1 protein-coding gene is annotated in these 269 nt (G+C 48.0%); it reads right to left on the bottom strand.

Annotated features, from left to right (window positions below; translation table 11 throughout):
* A partial coding sequence (locus CWC11_RS22740) for a magnesium chelatase domain-containing protein (protein ID WP_283241049.1) occupies nt 1–269 on the bottom strand: 269 nt, incomplete at both ends.

Raw genomic sequence — 269 nt, 5'->3', positions numbered from 1 at the left:
TTAAACATAAGTGATTGCTGGCCGCTTAAGCCTAACCATGCTGTACGCAAGCAGCTTATAGCAACACGATTAGCATCAGCGGCAAGGCTCGCAACTGCATCGTTTCCAATTGGTAAGTAAGCAGTTCTCCCCTCCTTCGCTGCTGCAATAACAGATGGCAAAATGGCAGTGACCGTCCTCAGCTCACCATTTAACGCAAGCTCACCATAAAACTCTTTATCAGCAATAGCATGACTATCTAGCTGCCCTGATGCGACGAGAACACCGAG

Origin of the sequence: Pseudoalteromonas sp. S3178 (assembly GCF_005886985.1) — a bacterium.
Classification (GTDB): domain Bacteria; phylum Pseudomonadota; class Gammaproteobacteria; order Enterobacterales; family Alteromonadaceae; genus Pseudoalteromonas; species Pseudoalteromonas carrageenovora.
The sequence above is the reverse complement of the archived record's forward strand: the minus strand, read 5'-3'. Positions and strand labels throughout refer to the sequence as shown.